General features: G+C 47.2%; 12 protein-coding genes and 2 pseudogenes. 8 read left to right on the top strand and 6 right to left on the bottom strand.

Annotated features, from left to right (window positions below; translation table 11 throughout):
* Nucleotides 1-171: 171 nt before the first annotated feature.
* Nucleotides 172-477, bottom strand: a complete 306-nt coding sequence (locus QUB12_RS08325; protein WP_333143428.1) for a glutaredoxin family protein — start codon at nt 475-477, stop codon at nt 172-174.
* A 350-nt stretch (nt 478-827) separates the two neighbouring features.
* Here QUB12_RS08325 and QUB12_RS08320 point away from each other — a divergent pair, with 350 nt between their 5' ends.
* Both QUB12_RS08320 and QUB12_RS08315 read left to right on the top strand, forming a co-directional pair.
* Nucleotides 828-2102 (top strand): ATP-dependent DNA ligase, encoded by a 1275-nt coding sequence (locus QUB12_RS08320; protein WP_333143418.1) that lies wholly within the window; start codon nt 828-830, stop codon nt 2100-2102.
* Between the two features lie 89 nt (nt 2103-2191).
* Nucleotides 2192-2767, top strand: a complete 576-nt coding sequence (locus QUB12_RS08315) for a Uma2 family endonuclease (protein WP_333143419.1) — start codon at nt 2192-2194, stop codon at nt 2765-2767.
* 208 nt (nt 2768-2975) lie between these two features.
* On the opposite strand, the gene QUB12_RS08310 is transcribed toward QUB12_RS08315, so the two are convergent.
* A complete protein-coding gene (locus QUB12_RS08310; protein ID WP_333143420.1) occupies nt 2976-4886 on the bottom strand; it encodes an ABC transporter ATP-binding protein in 1911 nt (636 codons plus the stop codon).
* 713 nt (nt 4887-5599) lie between these two features.
* Between QUB12_RS08310 and QUB12_RS08305 the strand changes: the two genes are divergently transcribed.
* A complete protein-coding gene (locus QUB12_RS08305; RefSeq protein WP_333105884.1) occupies nt 5600-5773 on the top strand; it encodes a hypothetical protein in 174 nt (57 codons plus the stop codon).
* Here QUB12_RS08305 and QUB12_RS08300 read toward each other — a convergent pair.
* A pseudogene (locus tag QUB12_RS08300) lies at nt 5756-6028 on the bottom strand (zinc ribbon domain-containing protein); the annotation flags it as partial. The gene QUB12_RS08305 and the pseudogene QUB12_RS08300 sit on opposite strands and share 18 nt — an antisense overlap.
* 8 nt (nt 6029-6036) lie before the next feature.
* Between QUB12_RS08300 and sbcD the strand changes: the two are divergent.
* Nucleotides 6037-7278: an exonuclease subunit SbcD gene (gene sbcD / locus QUB12_RS08295; protein ID WP_333143421.1), complete on the top strand. Its 1242-nt coding sequence runs from the start codon at nt 6037-6039 to the stop codon at nt 7276-7278.
* Between the two features lie 83 nt (nt 7279-7361).
* On the opposite strand, the gene fmt is transcribed toward sbcD, so the two are convergent.
* Nucleotides 7362-8360 carry a methionyl-tRNA formyltransferase gene (gene fmt, locus QUB12_RS08290; RefSeq protein WP_333143422.1) on the bottom strand — a complete coding sequence of 333 codons (999 nt, stop codon included), beginning with the start codon at nt 8358-8360 and terminating at the stop codon, nt 7362-7364.
* Between the two features lie 45 nt (nt 8361-8405).
* On the bottom strand, nt 8406-8987 hold the full coding sequence (locus QUB12_RS08285; RefSeq protein ID WP_333143423.1) for a Uma2 family endonuclease: 582 nt from the start codon (nt 8985-8987) through the stop codon (nt 8406-8408).
* A 51-nt stretch (nt 8988-9038) separates the two neighbouring features.
* On the opposite strand from QUB12_RS08285, the gene QUB12_RS08280 reads away from it, so the two are divergent.
* From QUB12_RS08280 to QUB12_RS08265, 4 genes are all read left to right on the top strand, one after another.
* Nucleotides 9039-9293, top strand: a complete 255-nt coding sequence (locus tag QUB12_RS08280; protein ID WP_333143424.1) for a hypothetical protein — start codon at nt 9039-9041, stop codon at nt 9291-9293.
* Nucleotides 9294-9525: 232 nt separating this feature from the next.
* On the top strand, nt 9526-10086 hold the full coding sequence (locus QUB12_RS08275; RefSeq protein WP_333143425.1) for a hypothetical protein: 561 nt from the start codon (nt 9526-9528) through the stop codon (nt 10084-10086).
* 19 nt (nt 10087-10105) lie between these two features.
* The gene (locus QUB12_RS08270) at nt 10106-11770 is read left to right on the top strand and encodes an ABC transporter substrate-binding protein (protein ID WP_333143426.1); all 1665 of its coding nucleotides are present in this window, start codon (nt 10106-10108) and stop codon (nt 11768-11770) included.
* Nucleotides 11771-12342: 572 nt separating this feature from the next.
* On the top strand, nt 12343-14856 hold the full coding sequence (locus tag QUB12_RS08265; protein ID WP_333143427.1) for an MASE1 domain-containing protein: 2514 nt from the start codon (nt 12343-12345) through the stop codon (nt 14854-14856).
* Nucleotides 14857-15290: 434 nt separating this feature from the next.
* On the opposite strand, the pseudogene QUB12_RS08260 reads toward QUB12_RS08265, so the two are convergent.
* Nucleotides 15291-16454, bottom strand: a pseudogene (locus tag QUB12_RS08260) (RNA-guided endonuclease InsQ/TnpB family protein); the annotation flags it as partial.

Raw genomic sequence — 16454 nt, 5'->3', positions numbered from 1 at the left:
TACCCCGATGTCAGGATTAAAACCTGAGTTTTTGGGTAAATCTCACATTTTGCACCATTCAATTACTTGTTTAGGAACAGGCAAGATGCCTGTTCCACAAGAAAACTCATTGTTTGTGGAACGGGCATCTTGCCCGTTCTTGACAAGGGTGCAACATCTGAGTAAATCGTATTATTGTGACGGATCGATTTGCAAATATTTCTGTAACATTTGCTCCAATTGGGCGACACTACAGCGGGGAGAAGGACGGGGTAACAGTTCTTCAGGGGAGAATCCAGCCTCGCTAGCAGAATTTGTTGGCTGGGGCTGCACTTTAAACAAAACAGGAACTTCGTACTGATAAGCTTGAAACCAGTCATCGCGTTCGGTAATATCTCTGACTTCGAGTTGAAAGTTCAGGCTTTCAATCTGTTCCAGTTTTTCTTGCAACCCTTCGCACAAGTGGCATCCGGGTTTGGTGTACAAAATCAATCGCATCATAACAGTAAGATTAAACTCGATCTTAAATTCTGAAATGTCCGATCGGCAGTTGGCGAACTCAACGCGAGTAAGACACAACTCAGGGCTTTATTGGTCGCAATGCGCGATCGAAGTTATCTTAGCATTGGCAGCGAACAGATTACCGCGTTTGACAATCAAAACACTACACCCCATCCCTCTCTTTCTTCTCTTCCTCTGTGCCCTCTGCGCCTCTGCGGTTAAAAAATAAATCTAGTTCACAAATGAAAGAGTTAAATTTATTCACACCACCTAATTGTCAAATTATACTTGACTAATAAATCAATCTTTAGTATAGTATATAAATAGCCCTACATAAAGGAGGCAGTATGGACTGCACCGAATACGCAGAAGCCAAGCGAAAAGCAGCTAAAAAAATTAGCGCCGACATTCGAGAACGCTGGAACAATCGCATCGTCACGCGAGGATTGCACTTGATGGGAGAAGCGGGGGCCGTGCAGTATTTGGCTGATTACGGGCGCGGCATCGGTACGGCAAAAGTTATTGGTTTTGCACTGTGCGCGGAGTCGGAAGGATACCCGGAAATGGCGATCGGCTTTTGGAAAAGAGCGTTTGAATTGGAAACCGGAGAAAAGCCGATCGCCCTGAATCCTCCAAACAAATCTAGCACCAATCTTGCTGCTGCCAAATCAGCTACCGCTGCCAACATAGAGACTGTTAATAACCCCGTAGTTCCCGAATTGCCGCCGCATTTGCAGCCGGGAAGGATTGTGACAATGCAGCCGGTTGACGCGCCGAGTGAGCGTTCTTATTACATCGAAAATCCCGATTATTGGGGACAGCCCAAGCGCGACGGCAATCGAGTAGTGGTCATTGCCACGCCAGATAAAGTATACTACCAATCGCGATCGACTAACCTGCGGCAACAGGCATCGATTGAGATCGATCGCACATTAATCGACACAGCGGCTAAAATTGGCACCTTTGTTTTAGACGGCGAACTGTATTACAAAAGCTGTACCGGCAGCGAACACCGCACCGGGGCGCAAGCTGCTACAGTTAATATTGAAAGCGGTTTTCCGACTACTCAGCCCAACACAATTTATGCTATTTTTAAAAGTTTGTTTTTCAAAGGCAATGATTTAACTACCGTGGCAGAATCCGAACGGATTGCAGCGGGTGTTGAAGTTGGCGAAATGCTGGCGAATTTATCCCCAGCCTTTGAAGTTGTACCGACATTTCGCACCACCCCCGAAAAACTCGTCCTGGCAAATCAGCAGGAATCTGAAAATAAAGAAGGCGAAGTTTGGGTGTTGCACAACTGTCACTATGTCGGCGGAAAAGATGTGAAAAAATATCCGATGGTGAGAACTAAATACTGTCAAGAACACGATTTGTTTATTGTGGGTTTGACGGCGACAAAAGTAGCGGGGAGGCCGTTTAGCGCCGTCAAAGTAGCGCAAGAAATTGATGGCAAATTAGTGCCAGTAGGAACAGTGGGAACCGGGTTTAGCGGGGAGGAAATGCAGGAAATTGCCCGACTCTACGAGGCTAACCCCAAAAATGTCAAAATTAAAGTGCGATCGCAGGGTTTGACGGAAAGTGGCAAATTATGGCACGCACGATTTCTGGAGTTTTGTTAAATTTGTAGGGAAACGGCACTGCCGTTTCCTTCCCAAAATATGTGAGTTCCAACACATAGGATCAGATAAAATCAGCGGAGTAAAAATCAATGGTTATCAGCAAAAATAATTTCTACATCTCCCCAGAAGATTACCTAGAAGGCGAGCGAGTAAGCCCGATCAAACACGAATACAGACGCGGACAGGTTTATGCAATGACAGGGGCAAAAAAACCTCATATTGTTATTTCAGTAAATTTAGCAAGTTTGCTTAACAATCATCTCCGCGAGAGTTCCTGCTTAGTTCTTTCATCAGATATAAAAGTCCGACTGGAAGAGGCAAATTGCTATTACTATCCTGATGTAGCGGTGACTTGCGACGAAAGGGATACCTCAACTACGGAAGATTTCATTTTATATCCATCTTTAGTAGTTGAGGTATTGTCGCCCTCAACAGCAGCTTTCGACAGAGGCGATAAATTTGCCGATTACCAAACTTCTCCGAGTTTGCAAGAATACGTACTCATCACTCAATCTGAGATTAAAATTGAGTGTTTTCGGCTTAATGCTGAGGGAAATTGGGTTTCTCAGATTTACCGACAAGGAGATGAGTTAGAGTTAATGAGTATAGATTTTCGCTGCCAGATCGCACAAGTTTATCAAAAAGTACCCGGCATGGTATTGTGATGTATGAAACAATATTTTTAGTAGTAATCTCCTCTCGTCTGTACTTGGACAAAAACCTTAAACCTAGTTCTTAGTAAAGACTTTAGTTTTTCTGCCGAAGCTAAAGGAGGGCTGAAGTCATCACTACTAACCCAAAAGATAATTTACTAGGCAGACAGGCAACCAATTGAAGCAAAAGGATAAGAAATAAGTTCGCCATGTCGTACTCCTACTCGATGCAGGGTTTATCAGTAAGCCCTATTGACCTGACTGGGTTGTAGCCCAACATTCGGTAATAGAACCCCTGCTGGGTAAGGAGTTCGCCGTGGGTGCCAGACTCCTTAATCTCGCCCTCCTGCATCACAAAAATCCGATCGCAGTCTACGGCAGTTTCGAGTCGGTGCGTGACCAAGATGATGGTTCTGTTGCGACGTAGACGTTGCAAAGTCTCTAATACCCACTGCTCGTGCTTCAAGTCCAGCGCATTCGTGGGTTCGTCGAGGATGAGTATGGGAGCCTTAGTGACGAGTGCCCGCGCGATAGCTAGGCGCTGTCGCTGTCCCCCCGATAGGTTTTGACCGCCCTCAGCGATCGAGGTATCATACTGATCCGGCAAGGTTTCGATGAACTCGGCTGCCCCAGATTCAACCGCCGCCTCTCGAATATCCGAGAGCAGAGCATCCGGGCGACCGTAAGCAATATTTTCTGCGATCGTTCCGGGAAAGAGTGGGCTGCCTTGCGAGACGAGCGCCATGTGTTTGCGGACATCGGTAAGTTTAAGGGTGCGGAGGTCAAAGCCGTCGAGAAGGACGCTGCCCGATGTCGGGTCATAGAAGCGAGGCAAAAGATTGAGCAGCGTACTCTTTCCCGTCCCGCTAGCGCCCAAAAACGCCACCATCTGACCGGGCTCGATACTAGCGCTGATATTCCGTAAAACGGGTTGCCCAGCGTTGTACTCAAAGCTCACGTCGGCAAATGCTAGTGTGCGGGGATAGACGGTAAGCGATCGCGCCTCAGGCGCGTCTTGTATGGCGGGAGGCTCGTCAAGAACCGTAAAGACGCGATCGCATGAAGCTACAAACGTCTGGATCTTGGTCGTGAACCCCAACACCCAACCTATCGGGTCCCAGAACTGCCCCAGGTACGCCATGAATACGAGCAGATCGCCAATGGTCACGCCGCCCTGTACCGGACGCAAGAACTGGTCGCGATAAACTAGGTATCCGCCGTAGCCTAAGATTACCCCGCTTCCCAGGGCGAAGACTACCTGAACCGCTAGCGGATAGAGATTTTCTTGCCAATTGAGCCGCATGGAGGCCTTGACGCTGCGTTCGACCGCCTGCCCGAAGCGTCGCGACTCCGTTGCTTCTCGACCGAATGACTGGATTAGCCCGATCAATTCTATAGCTTGCTGCATGGTTGAGGTCATCACCGCATCGGTCTGCTTCGACTCCAGGGCTCGACTCCTAATCCTTCCCTCGAAGTACCAATTCGCCAGTATTAGAAGCGGAGTGAACGAAAGCGCAAACACGGTGAGAAGGACGTGGCGCGACAACATGATCCAGATCATCGCCGTCAGCGTCACCGATGCGGCCGTGGAGCCGATGAGCGTATCGATTACCCCCCAGGGGCCGAGACTGTCGTAGCTCAACCGATAGATTGCGTCACCCTGCGATCGCTCGCCGTGCCAACCGAGACTGTGCGCCTGCATTTTGTCGTAGAGTTCGGTACGAACGCGCAAGGTTCCGTTGTACTGGATGCGGTAGTTCAACATCCTACGGAGCATGAAGACGGTATCGCTCAGGATTCTAATAATCATCGCGACGAACGCCATTCCGAAAATTCGGTTCAGCGTCCTTTCACCGAACGGGGCAAGAAACAGTGTATGAATCCAGTTGGATTTCGGAGTTGGTGACAAAACCGTATCGACTAGAATCGCGATCGGCCAGGCGTTGAGAAGGTTGAAAAGCACCGATGCCCCGATTAAAAGCAAGAGTGTGACTATCAGCCATAAATCTTGGCGGAAGTAGAAAATAGAGCGCAGGACGATCCGCACCAACCAATGTTGGTTAATTAACGGCAGCACCATTTTTGGTGAATTCTTCTGGCTCTTCAAACGTGCTTTGAATGGAAAAATCATGGCTGTGCTGGATGCCTCTAAGTAAGACAATGCACCAATTAGGAAGTTTCACCTCAGTCAGAGAAGCCAGAAATTAACTTTGGGTTTTCACCCCTGTTGTCAAGCAGGGCAGATGGAATGTGAGATTATTCGACTGGTGCAAGATGTAAGGTAGAGTTTCGTTGTTTAAGGGTAGCTAAATAGAAAGCGAGCTCGCGTATGCTTCCTGGTGTGATGCGTAAGCGTTGCTTTCCCGAAAGCAGTCACCAAGTTGAAATAGTCTCAACTTTTAGTGCGGAACTTTCCTCAATTGGTCGATCGCATCCAAGCAAAAACCCCATCAGTCGGGCAATAGGGCTAACGCCCTCGCCCAATAGATAACTACAATATTAGGGAAACCTTCAGTAAATCCAAAGCTCTCTGCGTTGCAAAGGAGCCGGCATCGTCAGTTGGTCGAAACTAACTGAAACCAGACGCAATTTAGGCTAGACTCGATTTTTAGCGATTGTCGATAAATTTGTTATTAACGCCCCAAAACTTGGAACTGGAAAACCCTCAAAAGTAAATTTTGTTGAAGCTTTCCGTTTTGCTGGAGTGGATGGCTTAACCAGAACAACCATCGGCCCCGAATCAGAAGCATTCAACTGCTCCTCATTCTCGAACAACGACCACGGACGGTAATCGTTGACACATATTCCCTTCTAAGTAATAAGCTAACACAGATAAAAACAGGTGTGCAAGCACCACCATTCGTTGTATCGCTCGCAACAACACCCACAGCATCACTAATAGGGGAAACACCACCCACACAACCAACACAGGAAACTGCATTGCCAACTGCAACGCCACCTGGGCCGGAAGCATTAGCACCAGAACCAGTTTCCATTCAACTAGACAGATACATTTAACCCGGTAAATCCCGGACGCTCGCCAGGAATAACCGTGTATGGCAAGATAGAGAAAGCAGCAAGCTCTCCTATCAAGGAGGTATCTCTCAAAGCTTTCAACAAAATATTGAAAGCACCGTTTTTGTCTCTGTCCAGAGTGTGTCCGCACTCTGGACATTTAAAGACTTTAGACCCGCCTAATTTAGTATGGACCTGTCCACACTTTGAGCAGGTTTTTGATGTGTACTCTTCTGTTACGTCTACTACAACACCACCGTGCTTAAATGATTAAAATCTTACACCTTTCAGACATTCACATGGGCAGCGGCTTTTCCCACGGCCGGATTAATCCCGAAACAGGTTTAAATACGCGGCTGGAAGACTTCGCGGCGACGCTGAGTAAATGTATGGATAGAGCAATTTCTGAACCCGTAGATTTAGTCATATTCGGCGGCGATGCTTTCCCGGATTCGACGCCTCCACCGTTTGTTAAAGAGGCTTTTGCTCGCCAATTCAGCCGCTTGGTTGACGCGCAAATTCCGACAGTTTTGCTAGTAGGAAATCACGACCAACATTCTCAGGGACAAGGCGGCGCGAGTTTGGGAATTTATCGGACTTTGGGAATACCTAAGTTTATTGTAGGCGATCGCCTGGACACTCACCTCATTCAAACCCGCAGCGGGCCCGTACAGGTGGTAACATTGCCTTGGTTGACTCGATCGACCTTAATGACACGTTCCGAGACTGAAAGCCTGTCTATGGGCGATGTTAACCAATTATTAACCGAAAAACTGACGATCGCAATGGAAGGCGAAATTCGCCGCCTCAACCCCGACATACCAACCGTACTTTTAGCGCACTTAATGGCAGATAAAGCCAGTCTGGGCGCCGAACGTTTTTTAGCAGTTGGCAAAGGTTTTAACATACCCGTTTCCATGCTAACTCGCCCTTGTTTTGATTACGTTGCTCTCGGCCACGTTCACAAACACCAAAATCTCAATGCTTCCAACAATCCGCCCGTAATTTACCCCGGAAGTATCGAACGAGTTGATTTTAGCGAAGAGAAAGAAGATAAAGGTTTTGTGTTAGTTAATTTGGAACGGGGGAAAGCAGAGTGGGAATTTTGCACTTTGCCAGTGCGGGTGTTTCAGACTATTAAAGTGAATGTGGCAGAATCGGAAAACCCGCAAGCCGAGTTAGTTAAAGCTATTGGCAAGAAGGAAATCCAAGATGCGGTTGTGAGATTAATTTACCAATTGCGATCGGAACAATTAGATTTAATCGACAACGGAGAATTGCACGCACTTCTGGGCGAAGCGCATAGCTACACAATTCAACCGGAATTAGTCAGTCAGTTAGCGAGACCCCGGTTGCCAGAATTGAATGCTAATAATAGTATAGAACCCTTAGAAGCTTTGAAAACTTATCTGGCAAGTCGCGAAGATTTGAAAGATGTTGCGGAGAGTATGTTGGAAGCGGCGCAGGGTTTGTTGGGCGGTGCGGAGGAAGTTTTGGTTGAATTTTAGTCAAGAATCGCGCATCTAATTACAAAATGATTTGGCTGTCAAATATTGTAGTGGGGGCATCTTGCCCGCCCTAAATATACTATTTAACTCCCAAAAATCTCACCCACCGCCAACCGAGTTCCATTGGCAAAATCCGCCCCAGACTGCACCTTTTTCCCCGCCAACTGCACCTCCCGCAACAATAACAAACCATCAGCGGTTTGGACGATCGCCCCCAACCCCTTCACAACCTTGACAACTTCCCCATTTGCGCCCGACAACTGGGCTAAAACAGGCCATTCGCGTTCCAAAACTCTCAAATCCGCTGGCATTTGCAGCCAATATTCCGGCCCGACGGGTACAGTAGCTATCACCTTCAGAGAATTGCCGCGAAAAGTCGTCGTGCAATCCGGGAAAAAGCCCCTAACTTGATTGTGAAGGGCGATCGCACTTTTCGACCAATTCAGGACATAATCCGCACTCTTAATCATCGGCGCATAAGTCGCCTCAGCATCATCTTGAACAACAGCTTTAACCTTATCGTCTCTCAATTTTACCAAAGTTTCCACCAACAAATCCGCCCCAACTTCCGCCAACCTATCCGCCAAAGAATCAGCATTATCCAACAGCGAAATACCAGCAAAAGCCTTCAACAGCATCGCCCCAGTATCCATCCCCGCATCCATCAGCATAGTAGTAATTCCTGTTGTCTTTTCCCCGTCAAAAAGACAGCGCTGAATCGGCGCGGCACCGCGATACTTCGGCAAAATTGAACCGTGAACGTTAACGCAAGCCAAACTAGGAATATCCAGAATTTCTTGAGACAGAATTTGGCCGTAAGCCACCACCACAAACACATCCGCCTCCGCTTCCTGCAACTTAGCAAGCGTTTCCGCATCCTTCTTAATTCGGCGCGGCTGCCAAACCGGGAGACTGTGATTTAAAGCCACATCTTTTACAGGTGAAGGCATCAATTGATTCCCTCTTCCCCGACGTTTGTCCGGCTGAGTCACCACACCCACAACCTCAAATTCTGGGTGACTCAGCAAACTGGATAAAGTAGGAACAGCAAAATCGGGAGTGCCAAAAAATACAATTTTCATAAATTTTTACTTATTTCGTACAGTACAATAATAATAACAACAAAACTACGCCATTAATTCATCCACCGCCACCCTAAATCCTGCCAAAACAACCTGAGTTGTCGCCACCTCACCCGGCTTGAACAAAACCACCTGACTTTGAGTAATTACTAACACCCAACTACTCTTAGGAAACAGCAGCCAAACTTCCAAACATCCCGATTCTAAATACTCCTGTGCCTTATTAGCAAAAACATCATCAGCAAAATCGCTAGGCGAAACAATCTCAGCTAGCAGCGGAAAACTCTGGGGCAAAACAGAAAACTCCCCAACTTGCGCCAACAGTTCAGGAGTAATATAAGATACATCGGGTATCCGCCCTTTTTTCATAGTTTGACAAGTAACTTCCACATAAACCTCGCCCCCTTGGCCGCTTGAGATCATGTAACTTCTCCAGTAATAATCTAGCTTTGATTGAATGCGGCGAGTTTTTGCAGTCATTCCTGGTTTCCCCACTACTTCTCCATTTACAAATTCTACAGGATGTTTGACTATAACTTTACCGTCCGCCCACTCCGTCCCGTCAGGAGGATTTTGCATCCATTCTTCCAAAGTTAAATCTAACTGTTCTACACTAGGAATTATCATGGGATTTACAGTTTTTAGTGTTCATCTCAATCTTATCATATCTGTCAGAGCATGGAAAGCCCGTCGAATCTCCTGCTGAAACTCAGCCGCAGCTTATTTGCCGACACCGCCGAACAAGAAAAGTTTATTCATGCCGTCACCAATCCCCACACTTTTAATCCTGCTATCTTGTGGCTGCAACCAAAACCAACAGGAAACCCATTTAATCTCGAAATTCCCGTTTCTTGGCAGCCGGAATTTGTAGCTAGACTAGCCTTAGAATCCCAACCGGGAAAACATTCCTTACATCAAGCCGGACATTACTAAGCTGTCACGCATTTAAATTGCATATTCAGGGCTGGCTCTTAGGCCCACCCCACAAGAATTAGATTGTTTTTTGACATTCTATTTAAATGCACAACAGCTTACTGTCTCGACTTTTCCTCAATCTTCGCCTCCTCCACATTGTTAACAATACCGCAGCCAATCAAACTAATCTTAGATATGTGCGCCGCCCGGACGCAAAAGTGTCTTTGCCTGGAAAACATTAAAGCCAGAATTGCTCTTGTGCAACGAAGTCATAGGCAAACGCATGGGAATGCTGATATCTAATTTAAGACGCTGCCAAATTCAACCATCCGCCGCCGCCAACGCCGATTCAAAAATACTTGCCGAAAAGATGCCACAAACGGCTAATTTAGTAATAGTGGATGCTCCTTGTACTGGTCAATCACTCTTAGCAAAAGGAGACAAAGCACCAGGCTGCTTTCATCATGTCACCATCAACAGCAATGCCAACCGCCAAAAAAGAATTTTAGCCAATTCTGCTAAAATTGTAGCGCCCCAAGGTTATCTTGCATACATGACCTGCACTTATTCCACGGCAGAAAATGAACAAGTCAGCGAATGGCTGTTAAGCAAATTCCCCGAATTTGGGCCAGTCATTGTTCCTCATTTAGAAAAATATCGATCGCACGTGACAGAAATTCCTTGCGATCGGATGTGGCCGCAAGATAGACTAGGAGCAGGAGCTTTCACCGTTTTGTTTCACAACACCTCGGATGGAGAGAGAAATCAGCTACCAGCAGATTTTCGAGATTTAGCTCGTTTTACTCTGTAATTATCCACTTTTATTGAAAATGATTTTATCTCAATTCGCCACAGCAATTTACCGACAGCTACACAATGCGACCGCAGCATTTTTAAATTCTCTGAAATACAGTAGGAACAAGGCACTGCCAAAAGGTGACAAATTAACGTTAAACCGACCGTATCTATTGTTTGTATCGAAGTCTAGATCCCCCCTGACCAAGGGCGGGCACGGGGGCACCGCCCCTACTAAGGGAGGGACAAGAAATATTCTCAAAGTCCCCATTTTCAAGGGGGATTTAGGGGGATATATACTCGACGACAAGCGAGATTTATTATGGGTTTGGGTCTTAATTGGTCACGCATTGGGACTGCCGTGTACCTACTCACTTGAAAACCGCTATCGACTGCAAACCAAACGTGCAGCCTGCATTTTCCTAGCTTTAAGTTTGCTAATATTAAGCGGCTGTCAAAACAGCACAACCCCAGCCTCAAAAAGCGGCGAACCCATCGAACTCACACTGTGGCACGGCATCAATCCTCCGCCAAATCGCGACGTATTTCAAACCCTCACAGACCAATTCAACAAAACGCATCCCAACATCCAGATCAAACCAGTTTACATCGGTCAGCCCGACCAACAACTACCAAAAATACTCACAGCAATAGTTGGAAATGCACCGCCGGATGTGCTGTGGAATGGCCCCTCAATTGCAGGAAAACTAGCAGAACTCGACGCAATTGAACCCTTAGAAAACTGGCTCGACAAATCGCCCCGGAAAGCCGAAATCGACCCGGCCCTCTTCGAGTCAATGGAACTTGGCGGACACACTTGGTCAGTTCCCCTAGGCACAAATAACGTCGCCATATTTTACCGTCCCAGCTTATTTGCAGCAGCAGGAATCAAAGAAGTGCCGCACAATTGGGCCCAATTAAAGCAAGTAGCCCGATCGCTCACGCGAGATACCAACGGAGACGGCCGCACAGACCAACACGGCATAGTGCTCCCCCTAGGCAAAGGAGAATGGACAGTATTTACCTGGCTGCCATTCATGTTCAGCGCAGGCGGCGAACTCAAAGGCGAAATACCTCAAAGTCCTGTACCCCAAATAGATAATCCCGGTTCTCACGCCGCCTTAGAATTGTGGAGCGACTTGTTAAAAGAAGGTTCAGCAATATTGTCAGCACCCGAACGCGGTTACGAACTCGACAATTTCATCGCCGGGAAAGTCGCTATGCAAATCACCGGGCCGTGGACGCTAGCACAGTTGCAGCAAAGTGCGATCGACTACGCAGCAATGCCTTTACCCATCCTCAAACGCCCCGCAGCCGTCGTAGGGGGTGAAAACCTATTTTTAATGAAAACCTCGCCAGAACGAGAGCGAGCAGCCCTAGTATTCTTAGAATACGTTATAGGTGAAGAATTCCAAACAGCATGGGCATTGGGAACAGGTTACTTGCCCATTAACTTAAAATCGAGACAGAGCCAAGCTTATCAAAGCTTTGTGGAAAAAAACCCTATTTTGCGAGTATTTTTAGAACAAATGAACTCAGCCAGAGCGCGACCCATTATATCAGGTTACTCCCGCCTGTCAGAAAACCTCGGTCGCGCCATAGAGGCAACCCTTCTGGGCCGCAACCCCCAAGACGCCCTTAAAGAATCTCAAGAGCGTTTGACACTAACCTTAGATATTGCAACAGCCAAAAAGAAATAGACAATAAAAAATATTTTTTATTGCTGTAAATTATCCGCTTTCACTGTATTCGAGCGAAAGACTTGAAGCCTCGATTAATGGGTTAAAAATCTAGTGAAAATCACTACCACCTGCACTTCTAATCAGAAACCGTGTTTCTTGCCCCAGACTTACCTAAAAGCAGAGATTTTACGTCGCTGTTATTGGTATTTTAGGTATTTTAGGTATTTTAGGTATTATTGAGTACAGTGCAAAATGTTAGGGTGAATTGAGTTACGATCGCCCGACACAAAAAGACAGCCGCTGTCGCTCGGTAATAAATTTTTAACAAAAACCAAAAATTTACAAACCAATTGCTTAGCCATTAGAGATATATTTACAAAAAAGCGATACTCCCGAAATTCATGGGCAGATTTGATCGAACAAAAAAACCGATCCCTCAACGGCACCACAAAAATTTAGCTCACAAGCTTCTCCCAGTACCTACCACTCATGACCTACCATCACCTAATAGAAACATTTTCTCTACCCTGTGCCTGTCCCGTGCCACATCCTGAGACCCCAACCACCGTCCACCTTTTCCCCAAACGACAATGCAGACAAAGTTCCTTAACGCAATCAAAGGACATCCCTGGCGGTACTTCCTCGCAGTAGGCGCGATCGCCCTGGTCTACTATTGGGCGTCGGAATTCGCCATTTCCACCCTCACCCTCAGTTCAGAAATTTACCCGATGTGGCCAGCAGCAGGAATTGCCCAAGTCGCCCTGCTGCTGTTTGGGCGGCAACTGTGGCCGGGAATCGCGATCGGAGGCTTCCTGTTCAGCATGAGCGTACCGTCGGCCAACATCGGCACGGCATTGATCTCGGCAGGCGCCAGAACCCTGCAAGCGTGGACGGGAACTTATCTACTCCAGGGCATTAACTTTAGCGCTAGGCTCGATCGGCTCAAAGACGTTTTAGGAATAGTCGGACTAGCAGCCTTGAGCTCTACCCTAATCAACTCCACCATCGGCAGCATCGTCGTCTGCCTGACCGGTTTATCTAGCTGGAGCGATTTTGGCACGATTTGGGGGACTTGGTGGGTGGGAGACGCTATGGGAATTTTGCTCGTCGCCCCGCTACTACTGACGTGGCAACAATTGCCCAAAGTCCCCACCCATCGCCAACAGATAGCTGAACGAGCGATTTGGCTGCTGCTGCTACTAGCAGTCGGCTGGCTCGTCTTTTGCTCCCGCACCCGCGCCGCCTACGCCCGCTATCCCCTCGAATACTTACCATTTCCCCTAGTAGTTTGGGCTGCCTTTCGATTCGGTCAGCGCTACACCGCCCTCTCCAACTTCATCCTCTGTGGCTTCGCCATCTGGGGTATAGCCCGAGGCAGCGGCCCCTTCCTGAAACACGCCAGCAGTATCCCGCAAGCGCTGTTATCCCTGCAAGCCTTCATCGCCGTCATCGCCGTCACCGGCTTAGTCTTAGCTGCCACCGTCGCCGAACGCCACCAAGCAGAAGCCTCCCTGCGCGCCAGCGAAGCCAGCCTCGCTAACGCCCAACGCATCGCCCAGCTAGGCAACTGGGACTTAGACCGCAACGCCCAGCAATTGCGGTGGTCAGAGGAAATTTACCGCATCCTGGGACAGCAACCAGGAACTTTTGAACCCAGCCTGGAAGCCTTCTTGGAATACGTGCACCCTGAAGACAGAGAATTAGTCAAAACCTCGATCGAAGCCGCTTTATTTCAGCAACAGCCTTACAGCATCGACTACAGGCTCATACTCCCCGACGGTAGCAACCGCACAGTCTACGAACAAGCCGCCGTCACCTCCCTCTACATCACCAGCACCGTCCAAGACATCACAGACAGAAAGCAAGCCGAAGCCGCCCTGCGTTCTTCAGAAGAAAGATTTTCCAAGGCCTTTCACGCCTCCCCAGTCGGGATCAGCATCTGCACCCTCACAGATGGATGCTTCCTCGATGCCAACGAAAGCTTTTTGCGCTCATTAGGTTGGCTGCGGCACGAATTTCTCGGCCGCACTCCCAGCGACTTAGGAATGTTTGTCAATTCAGAAGACGGGGGGCGACTCGCCCAGATTTTGCAATCACAAAATTCGATCAGCAACCAAGAAATCAAAATTCGCACCAAAGCCGGCGAAGTGCGCGACTGGCTGCTGTCAGTGGAACTCATCCACCTCGGCAGCACTCAGTGCGTTTTAATCATGACTACCGACATCACCGAACGCTTGCGTTCCGAAGAATTCCGCCGGGCCGCATTAGCCGCCGAAGCTGCAAATAGATCCAAAAGCATTTTTCTCGCCAACATGAGTCACGAACTCAGAACCCCCCTCAACGCCATCATCGGCTACAGCGAGATCCTGCAAGAAGACGCCCGAGACCTTGGTGCCGAAGAGTTCATAGACGACCTCCAGAGAATTAACACGGCCGGCAAGCACCTACTAGACCTGATTAAAGATATTCTCGACTTGACCAAAATTGAAGCAGGCCGCATAGACTTCCACCTCGAAACCTTCACCATTTCAACTCTGGTTGAGGAAGTAGTTGCCACGATCGCGCCGATGGCAGACAAAAATAGCAATATTGTAGAAATACAATGCCCCGATGATATTGGATCGATGCAGACCGACTTGACTAAACTCCGGCAGTCTCTGCTCAACATCCTCAGCAATGCCGCGAAATTTACTTGCTCCGGCGCGATTACCTTCGCCGTTACCCGATCCGTCGAAACCCCCGCCGACTCTGCAAAGAAAGGCAAAAAACTTGGAGCGTATAGAGGAGGTGGCAAAGCTGAAAATAGCTTGTCTCTCTTATCTTCCGCTCAAGATTGGATCATTTTTACGGTCAAAGATACCGGCATTGGCATGAGTCCCGAACAGTTAGCCAAAATCTTTGAGCCTTTCACCCAAGCCGATTCCTCAACTACTAAGAAGTACGGCGGCACTGGTTTGGGGCTGACGATTACTAAGAAATTCTGCGAAATGATGGGCGGAGACATTACCGCATTCAGCGAGGTGGACAAAGGTTCTACCTTTACCATTCGGCTGCCAGCTATTTTCACCGACCTTTCGATCTCAACCGAAAAGTCTGACCAATAATATTTTTTTACAGTTATTTTCTATGCCTGTAAATTTTATTGGCCTCCGCACTTGGCTGATTATTTCGCTAACAGATAGGGAGATTTTCCCCAGAATTTATCACATTATAAAGTAAGTTTTTTACGAGGTTTTTCTAATATAGAGTAATCTTAAATGAGTCGTATTTTTTTTACCCCACCCCAACCCTCCCCGAACCCGCTCGATCGGGAGTAATAAATTCACAAATGATGTAGGATTGCTATAGAGGTAGAAGATTAGGGCGGGTTAGATAACCCTAATTAATTTATGAGTAAATACGAAAAGTCCTGAAATCGTTTCGGCTGGCATGGGAATAATAATTTTTCCTGTCCAGTACCCGCGTCCGCGATCGTTTTTTGGGTCCCACCTAGTTTTTGAGGGTAAGTTCACTTGATTAATAGGTGGTAAAAGTATAGTCATTTATAGGCATGGGAGGCTTCAAGTCCCTCCCCCTTCACTTTTACTTTGAGCGGATTGACCCGCATTGGCCCAACTACGCAGCTCCCTATCAAGAAAGCTGAAGGCATTTGGGATTGCTTTTCTGAGGATGTTGTACGAAGCGTTGATATCAGAATTAATTAACTGACCAGTCGATGTTTTGTACAAACCTCGCTTGATCCGCTTACCAGTAAACATCGGCTCTTTTTCTGTTTTCCCGTAGACAGGGATTGGGTCTAGACCCACGAAGTTGGCCCGCGATGTGTAGGATTCTTCCTGCACAATTACTTTAATTCCCACCAAGCGAGCTTTGTATTCTAACATCTCAATTAATCGAGAGTGAGGAATACTGACAAAATTTTGGTTGGTTTGTTTACCTAGATTGATATCGGTTTTCCACTGTGCATTTTTGCCGATTACCAGCGTTCCAATTTGGTTCACTACCAAATGGTCAACAATCACGCGACTAGCATGATGCAAGTAATTATCAACTTTTTGATGGCGACAACGAGTTAAGCGCGCTCATCCGGGGTGACGTTTTGCGATTCCCTTTTAACTGGGATTGTAATCGGGATTTGCGTTTGTTGTAGAACTGGTTAATCGATTTTAATGGTCGCCCGTTAATCAACAAAGGGATAAATCCCGGCTGATTTGAAGTTAACGCCACTAAATTATCCAGTCCTAAATCAATACTAGCTACAGAGTTGGCATTGCCAAGGGTAGACTCCGCTTCATCATAAATCACCTCAATTACATAGGAATCACATTTCGGAACCAGTCTAACTTGACAAATCTGGTTGGGATTGAGTTTGGTTTTGATTAAAAGTTCAGTACCCGAAAGTTTAATAATTCCTTTCTTCAACTGTTTACTACTAATCGCTTGAATCGTGTAGACGAGAAGGTTTCGCTCTTTGGTTTTGTCTTTGTACTTTGGCAATTTTGGGCGACCCGTGAATTTTGAAGAATCAGCCTTGTAAGCTTTAACTGCTTTAAAAAACGATTTCCAATTCTTGTCTAACACCATCAAGATTTGCTGACTAACTTTTGCAGGCAAAGCCTTGTAGGCTTCATGAGACTTCATCAATCGGTTCATTTCGTTATAACTGACATAACCCCATCCATAAATAAAGCTCTGACGAATG

Origin of the sequence: Microcoleus sp. B7-D4 (genome assembly GCF_036705125.1) — a bacterium.
GTDB lineage: Bacteria > Cyanobacteriota > Cyanobacteriia > Cyanobacteriales > Microcoleaceae > Microcoleus.
This window is presented reverse-complemented; position numbering and strand designations above follow the sequence as displayed.

Excerpts from the sequence above, each read along its gene's own strand:
- QUB12_RS08270 (WP_333143426.1), top strand. The coding sequence starts at position 10,106 with ATGATTTTATCTCAATTCGCCACAGCAATTTACCGACAGCTACACAAT.
- QUB12_RS08310 (WP_333143420.1), bottom strand. The coding sequence starts at position 4,886 with ATGATTTTTCCATTCAAAGCACGTTTGAAGAGCCAGAAGAATTCACCA.
- QUB12_RS08320 (WP_333143418.1), top strand. The coding sequence starts at position 828 with ATGGACTGCACCGAATACGCAGAAGCCAAGCGAAAAGCAGCTAAAAAA.
- QUB12_RS08325 (WP_333143428.1), bottom strand. The coding sequence starts at position 477 with ATGCGATTGATTTTGTACACCAAACCCGGATGCCACTTGTGCGAAGGG.
- QUB12_RS08315 (WP_333143419.1), top strand. The coding sequence starts at position 2,192 with ATGGTTATCAGCAAAAATAATTTCTACATCTCCCCAGAAGATTACCTA.
- QUB12_RS08280 (WP_333143424.1), top strand. The coding sequence starts at position 9,039 with ATGGAAAGCCCGTCGAATCTCCTGCTGAAACTCAGCCGCAGCTTATTT.
- QUB12_RS08265 (WP_333143427.1), top strand. The coding sequence starts at position 12,343 with ATGCAGACAAAGTTCCTTAACGCAATCAAAGGACATCCCTGGCGGTAC.
- fmt (WP_333143422.1), bottom strand. The coding sequence starts at position 8,360 with ATGAAAATTGTATTTTTTGGCACTCCCGATTTTGCTGTTCCTACTTTA.
- QUB12_RS08285 (WP_333143423.1), bottom strand. The coding sequence starts at position 8,987 with ATGATAATTCCTAGTGTAGAACAGTTAGATTTAACTTTGGAAGAATGG.
- sbcD (WP_333143421.1), top strand. The coding sequence starts at position 6,037 with ATGATTAAAATCTTACACCTTTCAGACATTCACATGGGCAGCGGCTTT.